19 protein-coding genes and 1 tRNA gene are annotated in these 19,124 nt (G+C 67.1%); 10 read left to right on the top strand and 10 right to left on the bottom strand.

What is annotated here, in order from left to right; genetic code table 11:
- The first annotated feature begins 173 nt into the window (after positions 1–173).
- Together gdhA and ESD82_RS06435 are read left to right on the top strand one after the other, a co-directional pair.
- Positions 174–1,535: an NADP-specific glutamate dehydrogenase gene (gene gdhA / locus ESD82_RS06430; protein WP_024844944.1), complete on the top strand. Its 1,362-nt coding sequence runs from the start codon at positions 174–176 to the stop codon at positions 1,533–1,535.
- Positions 1,536–1,625: 90 nt separating this feature from the next.
- The gene (locus tag ESD82_RS06435) at positions 1,626–2,231 is read left to right on the top strand and encodes a gamma-glutamyl kinase (RefSeq protein WP_147428733.1); all 606 of its coding nucleotides are present in this window, start codon (positions 1,626–1,628) and stop codon (positions 2,229–2,231) included.
- Here the strand turns inward: ESD82_RS06435 and ESD82_RS06440 are convergent.
- Positions 2,219–2,671 carry a type II toxin-antitoxin system RatA family toxin gene (locus ESD82_RS06440; RefSeq protein WP_147429175.1) on the bottom strand — a complete coding sequence of 151 codons (453 nt, stop codon included), beginning with the start codon at positions 2,669–2,671 and terminating at the stop codon, positions 2,219–2,221. The genes ESD82_RS06435 and ESD82_RS06440 overlap by 13 nt on opposite strands.
- Before the next feature lie 58 nt (positions 2,672–2,729).
- On the opposite strand from ESD82_RS06440, the gene ESD82_RS06445 reads away from it, so the two are divergent.
- Positions 2,730–2,918 (top strand): hypothetical protein, encoded by a 189-nt coding sequence (locus ESD82_RS06445; RefSeq protein WP_024844947.1) that lies wholly within the window; start codon positions 2,730–2,732, stop codon positions 2,916–2,918.
- 159 nt (positions 2,919–3,077) lie between these two features.
- On the opposite strand, the gene ypfJ is transcribed toward ESD82_RS06445, so the two are convergent.
- Positions 3,078–3,929, bottom strand: coding sequence for a KPN_02809 family neutral zinc metallopeptidase (gene ypfJ / locus ESD82_RS06450; RefSeq protein WP_024844948.1), 852 nt, complete (start codon positions 3,927–3,929; stop codon positions 3,078–3,080).
- A gap of 128 nt (positions 3,930–4,057) precedes the next feature.
- Here ypfJ and ESD82_RS06455 point away from each other — a divergent pair, with 128 nt between their 5' ends.
- The 4 genes from ESD82_RS06455 to ESD82_RS06470 all read left to right on the top strand — a co-directional run bounded on the left by ESD82_RS06455 (position 4,058) and on the right by ESD82_RS06470 (position 9,168).
- Positions 4,058–4,654 (top strand): DedA family protein, encoded by a 597-nt coding sequence (locus ESD82_RS06455; protein ID WP_024844949.1) that lies wholly within the window; start codon positions 4,058–4,060, stop codon positions 4,652–4,654.
- A 52-nt stretch (positions 4,655–4,706) separates the two neighbouring features.
- On the top strand, positions 4,707–5,201 hold the full coding sequence (locus ESD82_RS06460) for a disulfide bond formation protein B (RefSeq protein ID WP_028710478.1): 495 nt from the start codon (positions 4,707–4,709) through the stop codon (positions 5,199–5,201).
- Positions 5,202–5,294: 93 nt separating this feature from the next.
- On the top strand, positions 5,295–8,036 hold the full coding sequence (gene gyrA / locus ESD82_RS06465) for a DNA gyrase subunit A (protein ID WP_208852031.1): 2,742 nt from the start codon (positions 5,295–5,297) through the stop codon (positions 8,034–8,036).
- Between the two features lie 61 nt (positions 8,037–8,097).
- On the top strand, positions 8,098–9,168 hold the full coding sequence (locus ESD82_RS06470) for an AI-2E family transporter (protein ID WP_024844952.1): 1,071 nt from the start codon (positions 8,098–8,100) through the stop codon (positions 9,166–9,168).
- Positions 9,169–9,223: 55 nt separating this feature from the next.
- On the opposite strand, the gene ESD82_RS06475 is transcribed toward ESD82_RS06470, so the two are convergent.
- Genes ESD82_RS06475 through ESD82_RS06485 form a run of 3 tightly spaced genes read right to left on the bottom strand, consistent with a single transcriptional unit; the run spans position 9,224 to position 13,813 of the window.
- The gene (locus tag ESD82_RS06475) at positions 9,224–11,632 is read right to left on the bottom strand and encodes a DUF3772 domain-containing protein (protein WP_024844953.1); all 2,409 of its coding nucleotides are present in this window, start codon (positions 11,630–11,632) and stop codon (positions 9,224–9,226) included.
- 8 nt (positions 11,633–11,640) lie between these two features.
- On the bottom strand, positions 11,641–12,672 hold the full coding sequence (locus ESD82_RS06480; protein ID WP_024844954.1) for a cysteine synthase A: 1,032 nt from the start codon (positions 12,670–12,672) through the stop codon (positions 11,641–11,643).
- A gap of 34 nt (positions 12,673–12,706) precedes the next feature.
- Positions 12,707–13,813 carry an NUDIX domain-containing protein gene (locus ESD82_RS06485; RefSeq protein WP_024844955.1) on the bottom strand — a complete coding sequence of 369 codons (1,107 nt, stop codon included), beginning with the start codon at positions 13,811–13,813 and terminating at the stop codon, positions 12,707–12,709.
- A 149-nt stretch (positions 13,814–13,962) separates the two neighbouring features.
- Here ESD82_RS06485 and ESD82_RS06490 point away from each other — a divergent pair.
- Positions 13,963–14,052: transfer RNA gene (locus ESD82_RS06490), tRNA-Ser, on the top strand.
- Positions 14,053–14,185: 133 nt separating this feature from the next.
- Here ESD82_RS06490 and ESD82_RS21730 read toward each other — a convergent pair.
- Positions 14,186–14,326 carry a hypothetical protein gene (locus ESD82_RS21730; protein WP_155984402.1) on the bottom strand — a complete coding sequence of 47 codons (141 nt, stop codon included), beginning with the start codon at positions 14,324–14,326 and terminating at the stop codon, positions 14,186–14,188.
- A 143-nt stretch (positions 14,327–14,469) separates the two neighbouring features.
- On the opposite strand from ESD82_RS21730, the gene ESD82_RS06495 reads away from it, so the two are divergent.
- A complete protein-coding gene (locus ESD82_RS06495; RefSeq protein WP_147428732.1) occupies positions 14,470–15,210 on the top strand; it encodes a sulfotransferase in 741 nt (246 codons plus the stop codon).
- A 93-nt stretch (positions 15,211–15,303) separates the two neighbouring features.
- Here ESD82_RS06495 and ESD82_RS06500 read toward each other — a convergent pair whose 3' ends face one another.
- From ESD82_RS06500 to ESD82_RS06515, 4 genes are all read right to left on the bottom strand, one after another.
- Positions 15,304–16,578, bottom strand: a complete 1,275-nt coding sequence (locus ESD82_RS06500) for an OmpP1/FadL family transporter (protein ID WP_167521702.1) — start codon at positions 16,576–16,578, stop codon at positions 15,304–15,306.
- Positions 16,579–16,895: 317 nt separating this feature from the next.
- Positions 16,896–17,345, bottom strand: coding sequence for a thiol-disulfide oxidoreductase DCC family protein (locus tag ESD82_RS06505; protein WP_024846108.1), 450 nt, complete (start codon positions 17,343–17,345; stop codon positions 16,896–16,898).
- A gap of 287 nt (positions 17,346–17,632) precedes the next feature.
- The gene (locus tag ESD82_RS06510) at positions 17,633–18,133 is read right to left on the bottom strand and encodes an Hsp20/alpha crystallin family protein (protein ID WP_147428730.1); all 501 of its coding nucleotides are present in this window, start codon (positions 18,131–18,133) and stop codon (positions 17,633–17,635) included.
- An 83-nt stretch (positions 18,134–18,216) separates the two neighbouring features.
- Positions 18,217–18,693, bottom strand: a complete 477-nt coding sequence (locus tag ESD82_RS06515; RefSeq protein ID WP_024846106.1) for an Hsp20 family protein — start codon at positions 18,691–18,693, stop codon at positions 18,217–18,219.
- A gap of 212 nt (positions 18,694–18,905) precedes the next feature.
- On the opposite strand from ESD82_RS06515, the gene ESD82_RS06520 reads away from it, so the two are divergent.
- Positions 18,906–19,124 (top strand): hypothetical protein, encoded by a 219-nt coding sequence (locus tag ESD82_RS06520; protein ID WP_147428729.1) that lies wholly within the window; start codon positions 18,906–18,908, stop codon positions 19,122–19,124.

The following is a 19,124-nucleotide window of genomic DNA, read 5'->3' on the forward strand; positions in this document are numbered from 1 at the left end:
ACGGGCAGAAGGCAATCGCGCTAACCACTGATATTCATGGGATTATTCCCAACGCCCGCCGACGTTACGCCAAAAAAACGGGCATTTTGCCCGAATATTGCTCTTGCCCCATTCAAACTGCCCGCACCTTGGGCTAAGGAGCCCTCCGACCCCAAGGGAAAGGATTCCGCGACATGCCGCAGATCGACGACAAGCTTGCCCCCATCTATGAGGAGGTGGTCCGCCGCAACGCGGGCGAGCCCGAATTCCACCAGGCCGTGCGCGAGGTTCTGGAAAGCCTTGGCCGCGTCGTCGCCAAGCGCCCCGACTACCTGGAAGACGCGCTGATCGAGCGCATCTGCGAACCCGAACGCCAGATCATCTTCCGCGTGCCGTGGACCGACGACAAGGGCCGCGTGCAGATCAACCGCGGCTTCCGGGTGCAGTTCTCCTCGGCCATGGGCCCCTACAAGGGCGGGCTGCGCTTCCACCCCTCGGTGAACGTGGGCATCATCAAGTTCCTGGGCTTCGAGCAGATCTTCAAGAACGCGCTGACCGGCCTGCCCATCGGCGGCGGCAAGGGCGGCTCGGACTTCGACCCCAAGGGCCGCTCGGACGGCGAGATCATGCGCTTTTGCCAAAGCTTCATGACCGAGCTTTACCGCCACCTGGGCGAATATACCGACGTGCCCGCCGGCGACATCGGCGTGGGCGCGCGCGAGATCGGCTACATGTTCGGGCAATACAAACGCCTGACCAACCGCTACGAGGCGGGCGTGCTGACCGGCAAGGGCCTGTTCTACGGCGGCTCGCTGGCGCGCAAAGAGGCGACCGGCTACGGCAACACCTATTTCACCCAGGCCATGCTGAAGACCGGCGGCACCGATTTCGACGGCAAGACGGTCGTGGTCTCGGGCTCGGGCAATGTCGCGATCTACACCATCGAGAAGGTGCAGGAATTCGGCGGCAAGGTCATCGCCTGCTCGGACAGCTCGGGCTATATCGTGGACGAGGGCGGCATCGACCTCGGCCTCCTCAAGGAAATCAAGGAAGTGCGCCGCGGCCGCATCTCGCAATACGTGCGGATGAAGGGCGAAGGCAACGGCGCCTATTTCGTGAAATCCGGCGAGGGCTCGATCTGGGACGTGGCCTGCGAGGTCGCCATGCCTTCGGCCACGCAGAACGAGCTGACCGGCAAGGATGCCGCGAAGCTGGTCAAGAACGGCGTGACCGCGGTCGGCGAGGGCGCGAACATGCCCTGCACCCCCGAGGCGATCCGCACCTTCCAGCAGGCCGGCGTCAAGTTCGGGCCCGGCAAGGCGGCAAATGCGGGCGGCGTCGCCACCTCGGCGCTGGAGATGCAGCAGAACGCCTCGCGCGACCGCTGGACCTTCGAGAAAACCGAGGCCAAGCTGGCCGAGATCATGCGCGACATCCATGACAGCTGCTACAGCACGGCCGAGGAATTCGGCGCGCCGGGCGATTACGTCATCGGCGCCAACATCGCCGGCTTCATCCGCGTGGCCGAGCCGATGCGCGCCTTCGGCGTGATCTGATGCCGCAGCGGGCGGGCCGTATCCCGGCCCGCCTTGCCAGCACCGGCCGGGACCGCTAAGCGGCGGCATGGCCGTGTTCATGTCCCTCTCATGCTGATCTTTCTCCAGCCCCGCCTCGTGCTTCTGTCGGTGCCCAAGACCGGGACGACGGCGCTGGAACAGGCGCTGGCGCCCAGGGCCGAGATCGTCTTTCGCAGCCGCCCCGAGATCAAGCACCTGAACCTGCGGCACTATCTGGCCCGCATCCGGCCGCTGCTCGAGCCGCTGGGCGAGCCCGCGTTCGAAACCGTCGCGGTGATCCGCGAGCCGCTCGACTGGCTGCGCAGCTGGTATCGCTTTCGCGCCCGCGACGAGCTGATCGGCCATCCGAACAGCACCGCCCTTGTCAGCTTCCAGCGTTTCGTGGACGATTACCTGCGCCCCGGCGAACGCCCCGCCCATGCCCGGCTGGGCCGGCAATCCGATTTTCTGGTGGACGATGACGGCCAGATCGCAGTCGATCACATCTTCCGCTACGAGGCGATGCCGGCACTGACGCAATTCCTGACACAACGCCTGGGCAAGCCGATCGAGTTGCGGCGCAGCAATGTCTCGCCCCCCGCCGTCACCGACCTGCCGCCCGAGGCCGAGGCGCGGCTGCGCACCGCCCTGGCCGCCGACCACGCCATCTGGCAAAACGCGCGTCAGGCGCCGTAAAGCGCCTTGGCGCGATCCTCGAAGGCGCGCACGATGCGCATCATCGCCTCGCCGAAGACCACGCCGATCACCTTGCCGAGGATGGCGTTGCGGAACTCGAAATCGACGAAGAACTCGACCTTGCAGCCGCCCTCCGGCAGGTCGGCGAAGCTCCAGCCGCTGCGCAGGTACTTGAAGGGCCCGTCCAGATATTCGGTGTCGATCCGCTTCGTCTCGGGCCACAGCGTCACGCGCGAGCCGAAGCGTTCGCGAAACACCTTGAAGCTGATGACCAGGTCGGCCTCGACCACCTCGCTGCCCGAGGCGCCGGGCCGACGCGCCCGGATACGCGCGGCGGTGTTCCAGGGCAGGAACTCGGGGTATCTTTCGATATCGGCCACCAGCGCATACATCTGGTCGGCGGTATAGGGCAGGATTCGGCTGTCGCTATGCTGAGGCAAGAGGGCGTCCCGGCGCATTTTCGGTTTCCGGGGGCAGCACTAGCAAAGGAACGGGCGCATGAACAACCTCATCTGGCTGATCCGGGCCTCTCGCTGGGCACGAAACCCGCCAAGCGCGCAAAGGGTCAAGCTGGTTCTTGCCGTCATCGCGGCCGGCCTGCTGCTTGCCGGGCTCGAACATGTCGGGCTCTGGCCCGATTGGGCCACCACCGAACGCCCGCGCGGCATCCAGCTGCAGCGCCCCTGACCTGGCCCCAGACCCCGCCGCGACAGGTTGGCGCACCCCGCCGCGGCACCGTCTTTCACCGTTTCCCCGAATATTCCGGCGGCCACCCCGCCAAGGGCATTGCCCTACGCTTCTTCGTTCTGCAAATACCCCTGCGGCCGCGCCACCCGCGCCGCCGCCCTAGTTCCCCACGGCCGCGAAACTGTCGCATTGTCCCATCTGTCCCGAGGCGAAGCCGCGCTTGAACCAGGCCTGGCGCTCGGCGGCCGAACCATGGGTGAAGGCATCGGGCACCACTGCCCGGCCGGCACTTTCCATCAGCGTGTCGTCGCCCACCGCGGCGGCGGCATTGATCGCCTCGTCTATGTCGCCCTCCTCGATGCTGCCGAACTGCTCGCTGGCCTGGCGCGCCCAGATCCCGGCATAGCAATCCGCCTGCAATTCGGTGGCGACCGACAGCCGGTTCGCATCGCGCTCGCCCAGCCGCGCGCGCAGCCCGTTCACCTCGGAAAGCGTACCCAGCAGGTTCTGCACATGATGGCCAACCTCATGCGCGATGACATAGGCATAGGCGAAATCGCCGCCCGCCCCCATCTTGCCGGCCATGACGCGAAAGAAATCCGTGTCCAGATAGACCTTGCGGTCGCCGGGGCAATAGAACGGCCCCATCGCCGCCGAGGCGCCGCCGCAGGCCGATTGCACCGCGCCCGAGAACAGCACCAGTCCCGGATCCTGATAGGACACGCCGGCCTGGTCGGGCAGCACGCCGGCCCAGACCTCCTCGGTATCGGCCAGCACCACCGAGACGAACTGGCCGATCTCGCGCTCCTCCTGCGTCAGTTCGCGCGGCTCGCCGGTCCGGCCGCCCTCGTCCAGCGCGCCGACGATGGGCGAGATGTCGATGCCGAAGAAATACCCCACCGCCAGCACCACCAGAACCCCGACGACGCCCATGCCGCCGGCGCCCGCCGCCCGGCCCATGCCGCGACGATCCTCGACATTCCGGCTGCCGCGCCTGCCCCGCCATTCCATCGCGCCGTCCTCCCTGCCGCTGGTCCCGCCTGCCAAGGTTATCGCAACCCCGCCATGGCGCAACACGCGCGCGGGCTTGACAGTTCCGGCCCCAGCCCGCAGCACGTCCCGAAACGAAAGGGGCAGCCATGTTCGACTGGGTGGTTTCGACGATCGAGAGCTGGGGCTATCTCGGCGTGCTGATGCTCATGGTGGCCGAGAACGTCTTCCCGCCCATCCCCTCCGAGGTGATCATGCCGCTGGCCGGTTTCCTGGCCGGCAGCGGCCGCATGTCGCTGACCCTGACCATCCTGGTCGGCACCATCGGCTCGGTGCTGGGCACCTTGATGTGGTATTACATCGGCCTGTGGTTCGGCGAGGAGCGGCTGAAGCGTTTCGCCGCCCGTCATGGCCGGCTGCTGACGCTCTCACCCGCGGATATCGACGCGGCGCATGACTGGTTTCAGCGCCACGGCGCCATGGCGGTGTTCTTCGGCCGCATGATCCCGGCCATTCGGACACTGATCTCGGTTCCCGCCGGGCTGGCGCGCATGCCGATGTGGAAATTCCTGCTCTATACCGTGATCGGCAGCGCGCTCTGGACCGGGGTGCTGACATTCGCCGGGCTGATGCTGCATGAAAACTATGCGCTGGTCGCGGATTGGGTCGATCCGCTGTCCAAGCTGGTGGTGGTGGCCGTGGTGGCGATCTATCTTTACCGCGTCGTCACCTGGAAGCCGCATTGAGTTCACGCGATTGGCATTTGCAGGCCGCCGCGCGCGGTCCTAACCGGAAGCCATGAACGGATTTTCGAGCAAGCATATCGCCGTCACCGCCGGCGCCGGTTCCGCCGCGCTGCTGGCCGCCGCGCTGACCTTCCAGGGCCTGGGCTATGCGCCCTGCGAGCTCTGCATCCTGCAACGCTGGCCGCATCTGGTGGCCGCGATCATCGGCGGGCTGATCTGGTTCTTCGGCTGGAAACGCTGGCTGGCGGCGCTGGGGCTGATCGCCGCGCTTTGCGCCACCGGCCTTGCCATCTATCACGCCGGGGTCGAGCTGCAGGTCTGGCAAGGGCCGCAGCATTGCTCGGGCGGCGTGTCAGGCCTGGCCAGCATGTCCACGCAGGATCTGATGGCGGCGCTGGAAAAAGCGCCGGTCGTGCGCTGCGACGAGGTGGCCTGGAGCCTGTTCGGCATTTCCATGGCCGGCTGGAACGCCATCTTCTCGGCCGGGCTTTCGGCGCTGTGGCTGGCCTCGGTCCGCGGCCGCAGGCGCGAGGCCGGGCTGGCCTGAGCCGCAATTCCCGCGCCGGGGCGGCCCGTCAAGATTGCACCCAAGGCGGGTATGGGATAGACCCATGCCCAACAAGATCTTGAGGTTTCCCCCGTGGCTGACATCCCTGAAAACGACGACGATACCCCCGAGAACGGCGGATCGGAGCGCGCCGTGATGCATCACGACGGCCCGGTGATCGACATCGCGCACGAGATGCGCTCCTCCTATCTCGACTATGCCATGTCGGTGATCGTCAGCCGGGCGATTCCCGACCTGCGCGACGGGCTGAAGCCGGTGCATCGCCGCGTGCTCTTCGCCATGCACGAGACCGGCAACACCCATGACAAGCCCTATCGCAAGTCGGCCCGCCCGGTCGGCGACACCATGGGTAAGTATCACCCGCATGGCGACGCCTCGATCTATGACGCGCTGGTGCGGATGGCGCAGGACTTTTCCATGTCGCTGCCGCTTTTGGACGGCCAGGGCAATTTCGGCAGCATGGACGGCGACAGCCCGGCGGCCATGCGCTATACCGAGGTGCGGATGGACAAGCCCTCGGCCTATCTGCTGATGGATATCGACAAGGACACCGTCGATTTCCAGGACAACTACGACGGCAAGGACCGCGAGCCGACCGTCCTGCCGGCGCGCTTCCCGAACATGCTGGTCAACGGCGCCGGCGGCATCGCCGTCGGCATGGCCACGAACATCCCGCCGCACAACCTGGGCGAGGTCGTGGACGCCACGCTGGCGCTGATCGAGAACCCGGACCTGCCGACCGAGCGGCTGCTGGAGATCGTGCCCGGCCCGGATTTCCCCACCGGCGGCATCATCCTGGGCCGCTCGGGCGCGCGCAAGGCCTATCTGGAAGGGCGCGGCAGCATCGTGCTGCGCGCCAAGACCCGGATCGAGGAGACCCGCGCCGGCCGCCAGGCCATCATCCTGGACGAGATCCCCTTCCAGGTGAACAAGGCCAGCCTGATCGAGAAGATCGCCGAACTGGCCAAGGAAAAGCGCATCGAGGGCATCGCCCATGTCCAGGACGAATCCGACCGCGTCGGCGTGCGGGTGGTGATCGAGCTGAAACGCGACGCCACCGCCGAGGTGGTGCTGAACCAGCTGTTCCGCTTTACCCCGATGCAGACCAGCTTCGGCGCCAACATGCTGGCGCTGAACGGCGGCCGGCCCGAGCAGCTGACGCTGCGCGACTTCCTGACCCATTTCCTGACCTTCCGCGAGGAGGTGGTGGCGCGCCGCACCGCCTACGAATTGCGCAAGGCGCGCGAGCGCGCGCATGTGCTGTGCGGCCTCGCCGTGGCGGTCAGCAATGTCGACGAGGTGGTGGCGACCATCCGCTCCTCGGCCGATGCCGCCGAGGCGCGCGAGCGGCTGATGACCCGGCGCTGGCCGGCGCATGAGATCGTGGAATATCTGAAGCTGATCGACGATCCGCTGCATCCGGTCAACGAGGACGGCACCTACAACCTGTCCGAGACCCAGGCCCGCGCCATCCTGGAACTGCGCCTGCAGCGCCTGACCCAGCTGGGCGTGCAGGAAGTCACCGACGAACTGAAGACGCTGGCCGATTCCATCCGGGAATACCTGGCCATCCTCGCCTCGCGCGAGCGGATCATGGGCATCATCTCGGACGAGCTGCGCGAGGTGAAAAGCCAGTTCGCCGTGCCGCGCCGGACCGAGATCACCGACTGGGCGGGCGATCTGGACGACGAGGATCTGATCGAGCGCGAGGACATGGTCGTCACCATCACCTCGGGCGGCTATATCAAGCGCACGGCCCTGGCCGAGTTCCGCGCCCAGCGGCGCGGCGGCAAGGGCCTGTCCGGCATGGCCACGAAGGAAGACGACGTGGTCACTACCCTGTTCGTCGCCAATACCCACACGGAGCTCTTGTTCTTCACCACCGACGGCATGGTCTATCGGATGAAGACCTGGCGGCTGCCGCTGGGCGGGCGCACCGCCAAGGGCAAGGCCATCGTCAACATCCTGCCGATCCAGCCCGGTGTCTCTATCGCCGCGCTGATGCCGGTCGATGCGCCGCAAAGCGAATGGGACGACTACCAGGTGGTCTTCGCCACCTCGGAAGGCGACGTGCGCCGCAACGCGCTGTCGGATTTCGCCAATGTCATGCGCAACGGCAAGATCGCCATGAAGCTGCCCGAGGGGGTGGAATTGATCGGCGCCCGCATGGCGACCGAGAATGACGACGTGATGCTGGTCACCGCCGCCGGCCGGGCGATCCGCTTCCCGACCACGGATGTGCGGGTGTTCAAGGGCCGCGATTCGACCGGGGTGCGCGGCATTCGCCTGGCGCCCGGCGACCGCGTGGTCAGCATGTCGGTGATCCGGCATTTCGAGGCCGATCCGGCCGAACGCGCCGCCTATCTGAAGATGCGCCGCGCCGTCGAGGGCGCGCTGGACGACGGCGCCGAGGCCGACGAGGATGAGGATGCCGTCGCCGAGACCGCGATCAGCCAGGAACGCTATGCCGAGATGTCGGCGGCCGAGGATCTGATCCTGACCATCACCGCGCGCGGTGCCGGCAAGATCAGCTCGTCGCATGACTATTCGGTGCGCGGCCGCGGCGGCCAGGGCGTCATGGCCATGGACAAGGCGATGCGCGGCGGACCGCTGGTCGCCAGCTTCCCGGTGGACCGCGACGACCAGATCATGCTGGCCACCTCGACCGGCCAGTCGATCCGGGTACCGGTGGACGGCATCAGCTTCCGCTCGCGCTCCGCCGGCGGCGTGCGCGTCTTCAACACGGCGCCGGGCGAGGAAGTGGTTTCTGTTGCCCGCATCGCCGAGAATGGCGAGGATGAGGCCGAAACCTGAGACATGGCCGGGGCGCGCACGCAGGCCGCGCCCCGGCACCGGAAAGCATGAGGGGACGCGATTGGACGGGCGGGACTCGCATCTGAGCGAGCGGTTGCAGACCGGCTTTCTGGGCGTGATCGCCTTTGGCCTGATCCTGTTCCTGCTGGTGCAGGCGCGCTTCATCCTGATCTGCCTGGTGCTGGCGATCATCATCTTCTCGCTGACCAGCGACGCGATTTCGGCCTTTGCCCGGCTGAAGGTGCCGAACTGGCTGGCCACCACCCTGGCGCTGATCGCCATTGCCGTGGGCCTGCTCTGGGCCGCGACGGCGGTGGTGGCGCAGGTGAACGAGGTGGTCTCGACCTCGATCGTCTATGCCGACCGGGCGCAGGCGGCGCTGGCGCGGCTTAGCCAGCGCTGGGGGCCGAACGTGCAGGAGGCGATCGGCACCTTCATGGGCAGCATCGATTTCGCCGGCTGGATACGCTCGGCGGCGGCGCAGGCCTCGAACCTGATCTCGGGCTCGGTGCTGATCCTGACCTTCGTCGGCTTCATGTTCAGCGAGCGGATCTGGTTCCCAATTAAGATCGAGCGCCTGACCGGCGACCCGGACCAGGCCCGGCAGGTGCTTGAGACGGTCCACAAGATCATGCGCCGGGTGAACCGCTACCTGGTGGTCAAGGCGGCGATCAGCGCGGTCACGGCGGCACTGATCTGGACGATCTTCCGGGTGCAGGGGCTGGACCTGGCCGGGGCGGTGGCCATGCTGACCTTCATCCTGAACTTCATCCCGACCCTGGGCTCGATCGCCGCCACGGTCATCACCATCGCCATGGTGCTGGCGCAGACCGGCGACCCGGCGGTGACGCTGACCGTGGGCGGGCTGACCGTGGCGGTGCAGTTCATCATCGGCAATGTCTTCGACCCGATGCTGCTGGGCCAGACGCTGCGGCTGTCCTCGTTCGGGATCGTGCTGTCTCTGGCCTTCTGGGGCGTGGTCTGGGGCATCGCCGGCACCTTCCTGGCCGTGCCGATCATGGTGGCGATCATGATCGTCTGCGCCCAGATCCCCTGGCTGCGCCCGGTGGCGATCATGCTGTCGCAAGAGGGCCTGCCCGAACAGGAACCGCCCAGCGGCCTGCGCCGTTAGGCGCCAGGGGTATTTGGCGAACGAAGAAGCGCAAGGCGCGGCGCGCGCTTCTCAACTAGCTGCGATCCTGCTGGTCCTGCGGGCCGGCAAGGGAAAGGGCGGCGGGCGCCTCTCCCTCGGCCTGGTGCAGGTAGACGTCCTGCGCGCCACGCACGCTGCCGGGCAGGACGATCCCCGCCGCGGCAAAGCGTTCCAGGATCTGGTGATTGATCTCGGAGACGATCGAGGCGCCGCCGTTGATGTCGGAAAGCACGGCGCGCAGTTCGAAATTCTGCCCCGTCGGCGTGATGCTGCGCAACAGGACCGCAGGAGGCGGGTTCACCAGCACTGTCGGCTGGTCCTCGGCGATCTCGCGCAGAAGCGCGGCCACCTGCCGGCTGTCGGCCGTCACCCCCACCGTGATCGGCACGATGATGCGCCCCGCCAGGCTGCCGCGCGTCCAGTTCGTCACCGGCTGGGTGATCAGGTTCGAATTCGGCACGATCACCTGGGTGCGGTCGAAGGTCTGGATCTGCGTGGCCCGCACCGCCATCTTCTTGACGATGCCCTGCTGGCCGCCAACCTCGATCCAGTCGCCGACGGCGATCGGCCGCTCGACCAGCAGGATGATGCCCGAGACGAAATTCGACACCACCTGCTGCATGCCGAAACCGATGCCGACAGACAGCGCACCGGCAACGAAGGCCAGCGAGGTCAGGTCGATCCCGGCCGAGGTCACGGCAAAGACCGCCGCCAGTGCCACGCCGACATAGCCGATCATCGAGGTGACGGCGTTCTGCCCGCCCGCATCCAGTTTCGTCTTGGGCAGGATCGAGCTGCGGAAGGCACCCTGCACGAAATTGGTCAGGAAATAGCCGATGGCAAAGACGATCAGGAAGGTCAGCAGCGCCATCGGCGACAGCCGCACGCCGCCCAGCGAGAAACCCTGCTGCGCCCTGGTCCATGCCTCTGCCAGGTCGCTGGCCCGCGCACCCCAGATCAGCGCGAAAACCGGCAGCGACAGCAGGATCAGCGCAAAGCCGATCAGCACCGGCATCAGCGCATCGCGCGCCGAACGGTCGCCGCCCTTGGCCAGGGCGTAGAGATCGGCGATGAAATCCTGCAGGATGATCAGCAGCCCGACCAGCGCCAGCGTCATGACCGAGGACCAAAGCAGCGCATTGCCCGCGGTGACATAGCCGACCGCCACCAGCGCCGGCGCGGCCACCGCCACCAGCCGTCCCATCATCGCCAGGAAATTCACCACCCGGATGCGGTAATCGGGCGTATCGGCCGGTTCGGGCTGGCGCAGGCCGCGCAGCATGTTGCACAGCCGCAAGAGGCAGAAGGCGCCGAACAGCACCAGCAGGAAATGCCACACCCCGGCCGAGGCCTCGCTGAGCCGCTGCGGAACGGTGTCGCTGTCATTCTGGCTGTGAAAGCCCGAAAGCGGCAGGATCGAGCGCGAGAAAAGCTGATGCAGCGCCAGGGCAGCGGCCAGAAGCGTCGCCCGGAAGCGCGCCTTGGCGCGGCGCTCCTCGCTCATCGGCAAGGGCGGCTCGACGGCGGTGTCGGGCGCCGGGAACAGCCGCCGCGCCAGCCACAGCCCGGCAAAGAAGGACACGCCCGCCCCCACCAGCGACATCACCAGCGGCAGGCCCCATTCGTCGAACAGGCCCGAGAGCACCAACGCCGAGGCGAACAGGATCAGCCCGAACATCGGGATGGCGATCTGGCCCAGAGAGACGCCGAAGACCAGCGCCGCGCGCGACCGTTCGCTGGCGCGGGCCGAAAGCCGCGAGGGCAGCGAATCGACCCAGCGCCGGCCGCGCGACAACAGCAGCAGCGCCACCAGAAGCACCACGGCAACGACCAGCCGCTCGGCACGGTCCGACGAGACGGCGGTGCTGTCCCAGCGCCCCCGCGCCTCGGCATAGATGCGGCTTGCGACATGGCCGGCCTCGGCCACGGCCGGCCCCCAATGCGCCGGGTTCAGCGGCGAGGGGGTCTTGCGGATCAGCGCGAAAGTCTGGCGGGCGCGCAGGGTCTGGTCGATCTGCGCCACGATGCCGTCGGCCCGGCCATAGGCCTCGACCGCCTGCAGCCCCGGTGCCTGCAGCGTGGCAAGCTGTTCGCCCAGTTCCTTGCGACGGGCAGCGATCTCCTCGGGCTCGGTCTGGCCTTCGGCCGGGGCCGGCCCCAGCGCCGCGATCTGGTCCTTGAGCGTGGCGATGCGGGTGGCGTTGACGCTTTGGCCCGCCTTCAGCCGCTCGCGCCATTTCACCACCTCGTCGCGGATGGTCTGCAACCGGACATCGTTGGCCGAGCCGGATTCCAGGATCTGCTCGGCCTGGTCGGCCAGCTTGTTCCAGGCGGTCAGATTCGGCGCCTCCTGCTCGGGCTGGGCCAGAACGGGCTGGCCGAGCGCCAGGAACAGCGCAAGGATCAGCAAGGCAAGCCGGGGCAGCGCGGCAAATCGGGGCATGGTTCGCTTCAGTCCTGATAGACCTCGGGCAGGTCGGCCGGCCTGCGGGCCATCCATTCCGGCACCGGCAGGCCCTTGGCGCGCAGGAATTCGGGGTTGAACAGCTTGGTCTGGTAACGCGTGCCATAGTCGCAAAGCACCGTCACGATGGTGTGGCCCGGCCCCATGTCCTTTGCCATGCGGATCGCGCCGGCCACGTTCACCCCCGACGAGCCGCCAAGGCAGAGCCCTTCATATTCCAGCAGGTCGAAGATCACCGGCAGCGCCTCGGCATCCGGGATGCGATAGGCGAAATCGGGCGTGAAGCCTTCCAGGTTCGCGGTGATGCGGCCCTGGCCGATGCCCTCGGTGATCGACGAGCCGGGCGCGTCGAACTTGCCCTCGGTATAGAAGCTGTAAAGCGCCGCGCCCTCGGGATCGGCCAGGCCCATCTTCACGCCCCTGGATTGCAGCGCCATGGCGACGCCGGCCAGCGTGCCGCCCGAACCGACCGCGCAGATGAAACCGTCCACGCGGCCGCCGGTCTGTTCCCAGATCTCGGGGCCGGTGGTTTCCAGATGCGCCTGGCGGTTGGCGACATTGTCGAACTGGTTGGCCCAGATGGCGCCGTTCGGCTCGGTCCGCGCCAGTTCCTCGGCCAGGCGGCCGGAATAGCGCACGTAGTTGTTGGGATTCTTGTAGGGCGCCGCCGGCACCTCGACCAGTTCGGCACCGGCCAGGCGCAGCATGTCCTTTTTCTCCTGGCTCTGCGTCTCGGGGATGACGATGACCGAGCGGAAGCCCATCGAGGCGCCGACCAGCGCCAGCCCGATGCCGGTATTGCCCGCCGTGCCCTCGACGATGGTGCCGCCCGGCTTCAGCTCGCCGCGCGCCACCGCCTCCTTGATGATGTAGAGCGCGGCCCGATCCTTGACCGACTGGCCCGGATTCATGAACTCGGCCTTGCCCAGGATCTCGCAGCCGGTCTCTTCCGAGGCGCGACGCAGCCGGATCAGGGGAGTGTTGCCGATGGCAGAGGCGAGGTCGGGGCAGATGCGCATGGGCTTGGCCTTTCGCAGGATGTTCTCGCCCGGTTTACACGTCGCCCCATGACGGCGGCAACCCCGCGGGAACCGTCTTGCCTTCCTGCACCAGTTCGCGGCGAATGTCCTGGTGGCGCAATTCCAGCCACAGCGCCAGGTTCAGCAGCGGCCCGTTGCGGATCTCGCCCGCCAGCGCCATGCGCGTCAGCTCGGCGCGCGGGACAAGGTGCGAGCGGATATCCTCGTCCTCGGTCGCAAGCCCGCCAAGGCCGGCACTGCCGTCGGGCAGGTCGGCAATGCCGACATAGAGATACAGGTATTCCGCCACCGCGCCGGGGCTGGGATAGTTGTGCGGCGCGGCGAAAAGGCGGGAAATCGCGATGCCGGTTTCTTCCACCGCCTCGCGCCGGGCGGCCTGCTGTGGCGTCTCGCCGGCATCGACGCGGCCGGCCACGGTCTCGTAGAGCCAGGGCTGGGCATCGCCGCGCGCCAAGGGCCCGGCGCGCAGCTGGTCGATCAGCATCACCCGGTCGCGCAGCGGATCCCAGGGCAGCACCACCGTCGCATCGCCCGAGACGAAGACGGCGCGCGCCAGCGGATCGGTCCAGCCGCCATCATTGCGGTGCTGGCTCAGCCGGATCGCCTCGACCGAGAAATATTCGGCATAGGGTTCCTCGACCGGCTCCATCCTGACCCGTTCGGATGCGGCCGGGCCGACATGCGGCAGATCCGCGGTTTCGGCCGCGGCGCGCCGGCGCGAGGCGAGCCAGGTCGCGATCATCGGCAGGCGCTTGCGGATCGCCCCGGCCGGGCGATCCGCGGGCAGGGCCAGCAGCCGGTCCGCCATGGCAGCGGCCAGCTCCGGCTGCCATTCGGGCGCATCGCTTGCCGCCTCGCCCAGGCCCAGCAGTTCCCGGCCATGATGGCTCTGCGGCACCAGTCCGAAGATCTCGGCATAGCGGCGCAGGGCGGGCGTCCAGTCGGCCTGCCACAGCGGCAGGTCTTCGTCGCCGGCGGCAAACCGCGGCCAGCCATCGGCGGCGATCCCGGCCAGCCCGCCGCCTTCCAGCCGGCCTTGCAGCGAACCGGCCTCGGCCGCCTGCGGGGCCAGGCGGGCGCGCAGAAGCGGATGGGCCAGCGGTCCGATCAGCAGCGGCATGGCTGCGGCTTCCTGGAGCTGGCGATCCTCCCGGCCCTGCGCATTCCGCCCATGATTCCCCCGCAAGACAAATTTTTCGCGGTTTTGACGCGAAGGCCCTTGCGCTTCAACCCCCGCCCGTCTAAATCGCCGCCACCACCCGAAAGCGCGGAGAGGTGCCGGAGTGGTCGAACGGGGCGGTCTCGAAAACCGTTGAGCCTTCACGGGTTCCGTGGGTTCGAATCCCACCCTCTCCGCCATTACTCTTTGAAATATCTTAGTAATTTCAGGACCGGACAAAACATCGCCGCCGGTTCCGGCCCCTGGCTGCGACAAGCGCGCCCGGCACCGCCGCCATGCGCCAGAAGTCGCGCCGATACAAGCCGGGCGACGTCAGAAGGGCCGATAGACCGCAATCAGCGCGATCATCACCCAAAGCGCCACCGCCGCAGCCATACCGCCAAGCCCAAAGGCCAGCAGACGGATTGCGCCCTTGCGGTCGATACCGACAAGAAACGCGGCAAGCGCCGTCATGGACAAAAAAAGCGTCGTTCCCATGCCTGCAAGCTTAGCGCGCCGGCCGCGCCAGCGGCAGCCGGCCGGGAATCGAACGGCCCGTTCCTGCCCAAACGGCCCGGGCAGATGCGCAAGGTTTTGCTCGGGCCGGCAACGCCAGCTTGATGGACGAATGGTCCCGAAGCAGGGTTTCCCGGAACGCCGATTCCCAGGACGCCATGACCGACGACCCCCTCATCCTCAGGCAGATTTCCGAAGGGCGTGACCGCACAAGGGCTTATCTGCACATCGGCAAGACCGGCGGGACGACCTTCCGGGCGGCCGCCGAAAGGGTGGCTTCGACCGAACCGTCCCGCGTCCCGCTGATCTTTCACCACGACTGGACCGTCCCCAGGATCAGGGCGGCGTTTCCCGGCATCAGGATATCCCTGGTCCTGCGCGACCCGCTGGAGCGCATCATCAGCGGGTTCATGTCGCGCCTGCGGCAAGGGCGCCCGACCTACCAGAGCCCCTGGACCGTCGAGGAGGCCACCGCCTTCCTGCATTTCCGGGACGCGCGCGCCTATCTCGACGCCATATTGTCGGACGGGGAATACGAAACCTCGGCCGTCGATTTCGCCACCAGGTCGATCGCCCATATCCGGCGCGGCTATCGCTTTCACATCCCCAACACCGCCACCGCGTCGAAATGGCTCGGTTCCGTCGGAACCCTGGCGAGCCTGGAGGGCTTCGCGCAAAGGCTTCTTGGCGGCCCGGTGGAGCTGGGGCATGCGCATGTCAACCCGGTTCCGGCCGGGAATATCCTGAAGCACTACGACGCAGACGAGCTCGACCGGCTGCGACGGTATTTCGCCGATGAATACCAGGTGTTCAACGATGTGATGCAGGCTGCCGGCCCCTGACAGGGGATCGGCGCCGCCGCGCATGATACGGCCGCCATGGAGCTTTCCCAAGCGGAACGGGCAAGGGGCACCGCAGGGGTGCCCCCGAGGCGCTCAGAAATCCCAGCTGATGCCCATGGAGATCTCGTCCTGCTCCATGAACAGGGTGGTCTGCTGGCCAAGGCCCGGCGTCCGGTTGGCGCCGGATTCCGTTTCGTGGAAGGCATGGGTATAGCTGCCGGTCAGCGTGGCCCGCTCGCTGAGCCTGTAGCTATACCCGATCGAGGCATGCCAGCGCGGCGTGGCCGGGGCCAGGATGTTCAGCAGCACCTCGCCATCGTCGTCGATGAAGCTCGAGGCGTGGCTGATGCCGCCGCGAAGCGTCAGCCTGTCGTTCACTTTCTGGGCGGCGGCGATGCGGATGACATCCATGTCCTGCCAGCCGAATCCGGGTCCACCGGCGCTGCCGAGCGGCGCGGCCAGCATCGCCCCGCTATTGGCCAGCGATTCGACCGAACCATAGAAGATGCGCTGATATTCGGCGGTCAGCGTCAGGCCGGGATTGCCGGAGGGGCGAAAGGCCACGCCCAGCGTCGCCACCGCCGGAATGTCGAAATCGCCGCCATCGGCAAAAAGGCCCGCGTAATCCTCGAATGGCCGCATGTCGATGTGGCTGCGCCACGACGCACCCAGGCTCCATTGGCTGTCCAGCCGGTAAATCAGGCCCAGCGACATCCCCAGGCCGGTCGACCAATCGTCACCGCCATGGGTCAGGGCGCCGGGCTGGACGGACATGCCGGCGAAGGGTTCGAGCCCCGTTGCGCTGAACCGCTGCACCGCAAGCACCGGCCCCAGGCCCACCGACAGCCGGGGGGTCAGCCTGCGGGCATAGTTCAGGCTGATGAAGGCCTGTTCGAGATTGATCCCCAGCGGGTCGGTGGTCACCTTCGGGGCAAGGCCGGCAAAAGGGTTGGTGCCGTATTCCACGTTCATGCCGCCATTGCCGAACATGAAGACGGCGACCGAACTCTGCTCGTCCAGATTGTAGTTGAACCCGCCGCAGGGGATCCAGAAAAGGCTGTTGTCGCTGGTCTGGCGACCCTCGGCCAACGGCCCGCCCGGCGCGATGCTGAAGCCGCGCTCGGGTTGAAAGCCGGTCAGGCAAATCCCTGCCTGCGTCGGCAAGGCGGTACCCGTGGCCGGGTTCTGGGCCAGGCCCAGCACGCCGGTGGGGATCGCGACGCCCGCCCCGGCCATCCCCTTCGAGGTGCCGCCATAGCCATTGGCAAAATAGCCATTCGTAGCCTTGGCAGGCTGTGCGCCAAGGATTGCCGTCAGCATCACGCCTCCGGCCAGAGCCGCAAGGCGGCCTGGTTCTGTTCTGTTCATCTTTCCCTCCCTTGTCCGGGGCCTCGTTTCCACCCCGCTTGCCTCTGCCGCCCCGCTCTCCCCCGGGAATGATAGAGATGCATACATTCGTATGTAACGATATAGCCAAGCGTCAAGCAAATGTCGCGAGAGCCGGATCAAGGACGATCCGGGCCGATGCCGGACCTGGAGCAGCGCGGCCAAGACTTGATCACCGGGCCGGCCTTGGGCGCGCAGGGATGCGCCCTTCCGAGGCGGCCTTCATCCGCTCGGCGGCGATGACGATGCGGCGGCGCTTCGTCCCGATGCGCGGCAGCGGGCGTCCATGACCGGACCGGTCAGCGCAGCAGCCTTCGCTGGAACGCCGGGTCCGGGATGGCGCACATGTCCGACCTGCCGAACAGGTGATAGCGATTGCGCGCGAAGCGGCGGTAGAGCCAGTTGCGCAGCCCGCGTGGCAGGATCCGCAACGGCGCGGCCAGCCTGCCGAGACCGCCAAGCCGCCGCCCGGCCTGGACGAGCGCATCGCAATCGGAATGCGCGATGCCGTCCTCGATGAACAGCCAGCTCGGGGGATCTTCCGCCTCCAGCCCGTAATGCCGCAAAAGCGCCTTGCCCAGTGGCGTCTGCACCGGGCATATCCGCACCGTCCCCGAGCGATCGAGCCGGTGGATCATCCGCGCGCCCCAGCTGCAGACGGCGCATTCCCCATCCATGACGGCCAGCGGCACGGAATCGTCGAATCGCGGGACCAGGGGATCGTTCCGAAAGGAATAGGGCGCGGTCATGCTGCCAGCATCGGACAATGGCGGCGGCCGGACAAGGCTGATCGGGCTGATCGTCGGGCCATCAAGCCTGTCGAACCTGGCACGCCGCGCCCGAAAAGCCCGGATCACGCGCCTCTTTCCCGGCGGGCTTCCTGTCGCCTTGACGGCCGCAAGGCCCCTGCGACAAGGACGGCCCGGGCACGTGACCCGCAAGATGCAAGCTCGCCGACTGCCCGCTGGCGGGTCGCGCGGCCCAGGGCGAAAGGCGGGGCGCGACGGGCATGGCCCGCCCCGCGCCCGCCTTTGGCTCAGCTCTTGATGGCGATGCGCCGGACCTGCGACTGCGCCTTTTCCGTCTTGGGCAGGGTCACGGTCAGCACGCCGTTCCTGAAATGCGCATCGACCCCGTCTTCGCGGATCTCGGCGCCCAGCGGGATGCGGCGCTCGAAGCGACCATAGTAGCGTTCCGAGAATTGCCGGTCCTTGTCCTCGGTCTCCGAGCGTTTCTCGCCCTTCAAGGTCAGCACGCCGTCATTCAGCAGGACTTCGATGTCCTTTTCCTCGAGGCCCGGCACATCGGCGGTCACGGTGATCTCCCTTTCGTTGTCAGAGATCTCGACACTCGGCCAGCCGCCGCCAAAGGCGGGGACCGCACCGGCGGATGGCAGGCCGAAGCCACGGAAGACATCGTCGAACAGCCGGTTCACTTCGCGATGCAGCGACAGGAAGGGATCGCGGTCGCCCTCGCGGAAGCTGGCGGGAAGCTGGCTGTCATTGCGGTTCCAGGGAATCAGGTCACGGACATTCATGGTTTTCCTCCTTCATTGGCAACAGGTCGCCATCGGCGCCGGACCATGCCGGCGCCAGGCGCGGATCGCGGGAATGAAAGGCCTCAGGCGGCCTGCTTGCCGCCCTCGACCAGCTTCGGATCGGGTTCGGCCGGAATCCTGGCCGTCGCGATCTCGATCCGCCGCGGCTTCATTTCCTCGGGAAGCTCATGGCGCAGGTCGATCGTCAGCAGCCCGTTCGCCAGATCGGCACCGATCACCTTCACATGATCGGCCAACTGGAAACGCCGCCGGAAACTGCGCTCGGCGATGCCGCGATGCAGGTACTGGCCCTTGTCCTCGCCCGCCTTCTGGCCAGTGACCACCAGCATGTTGCGCTCCTGGGTGACGGTCAGCTCATCCGGCGCAAAGCCCGCCACCGCCATGGCGATGCGGTAGTCGTTCTCGTCGGTCTTGGTGATGTCATAGGGCGGCCAGTTGTCGATGGTCTCGACCCGGCTTGCCGCTTCCAGCGCGTTCAGCATCCGGTCGAAGCCGATGCTCGACCGATAGAGGGGGGAAAAGTCGAAAGTGGTTCTCATAGCCACATCCTCCGTTGAGCAACATGGGTACAAGTTTTCCGCCGTGGGACGCCTTGGCGTCCGCCCGGCCTTGCCGGACCCGTCAAAGGCTTCCGGCGATTCACGATTTAGGGTGGCGAAACGACGCTTCAAGGGGCCCGCGCGCCCTTCTCCCTGCCCGCAAGATCCCTATCTATCGGATGCAGGCCGCAAGAAGATCACGGGAAGCAACCATGCGACTTGATGACATCAGGGCCGTTCTGGGTCCGGTCGACGAGACGCTGATCGCCCAGATCAGCCGGACGGATGCCACGGTCGAGGAACTGGCCGAGGCCTGGGGCTGGCTCAATGCCGACGAGGCCATGATCAACGAGGGGCGCCCCCTGCCCAGGGGCCGCGTCGCCGAACTGGTCGCCATCCTCGAGGCAGCCGAGCCGGACCCCGAGGAATAG

This window comes from Paracoccus pantotrophus, from assembly GCF_008824185.1.
In the GTDB taxonomy this organism is placed as follows: domain Bacteria; phylum Pseudomonadota; class Alphaproteobacteria; order Rhodobacterales; family Rhodobacteraceae; genus Paracoccus; species Paracoccus pantotrophus.

Bases quoted from the DNA above. Each gene is read 5' to 3' on its own strand.
- gdhA (WP_024844944.1), top strand. From the start codon at position 174: ATGCCGCAGATCGACGACAAGCTTGCCCCCATCTATGAGGAGGTGGTC.
- ESD82_RS06435 (WP_147428733.1), top strand. From the start codon at position 1,626: ATGCTGATCTTTCTCCAGCCCCGCCTCGTGCTTCTGTCGGTGCCCAAG.
- ESD82_RS06445 (WP_024844947.1), top strand. From the start codon at position 2,730: ATGAACAACCTCATCTGGCTGATCCGGGCCTCTCGCTGGGCACGAAAC.
- ypfJ (WP_024844948.1), bottom strand. From the start codon at position 3,929: ATGGAATGGCGGGGCAGGCGCGGCAGCCGGAATGTCGAGGATCGTCGC.
- ESD82_RS06455 (WP_024844949.1), top strand. From the start codon at position 4,058: ATGTTCGACTGGGTGGTTTCGACGATCGAGAGCTGGGGCTATCTCGGC.
- ESD82_RS06460 (WP_028710478.1), top strand. From the start codon at position 4,707: ATGAACGGATTTTCGAGCAAGCATATCGCCGTCACCGCCGGCGCCGGT.
- ESD82_RS06475 (WP_024844953.1), bottom strand. From the start codon at position 11,632: ATGCCCCGATTTGCCGCGCTGCCCCGGCTTGCCTTGCTGATCCTTGCG.
- ESD82_RS06480 (WP_024844954.1), bottom strand. From the start codon at position 12,672: ATGCGCATCTGCCCCGACCTCGCCTCTGCCATCGGCAACACTCCCCTG.
- ESD82_RS06485 (WP_024844955.1), bottom strand. From the start codon at position 13,813: ATGCCGCTGCTGATCGGACCGCTGGCCCATCCGCTTCTGCGCGCCCGC.
- ESD82_RS21730 (WP_155984402.1), bottom strand. From the start codon at position 14,326: ATGACGGCGCTTGCCGCGTTTCTTGTCGGTATCGACCGCAAGGGCGCA.
- ESD82_RS06500 (WP_167521702.1), bottom strand. From the start codon at position 16,578: ATGAACAGAACAGAACCAGGCCGCCTTGCGGCTCTGGCCGGAGGCGTG.
- ESD82_RS06505 (WP_024846108.1), bottom strand. From the start codon at position 17,345: ATGACCGCGCCCTATTCCTTTCGGAACGATCCCCTGGTCCCGCGATTC.
- ESD82_RS06510 (WP_147428730.1), bottom strand. From the start codon at position 18,133: ATGAATGTCCGTGACCTGATTCCCTGGAACCGCAATGACAGCCAGCTT.
- ESD82_RS06515 (WP_024846106.1), bottom strand. From the start codon at position 18,693: ATGAGAACCACTTTCGACTTTTCCCCCCTCTATCGGTCGAGCATCGGC.
- ESD82_RS06520 (WP_147428729.1), top strand. From the start codon at position 18,906: ATGCGACTTGATGACATCAGGGCCGTTCTGGGTCCGGTCGACGAGACG.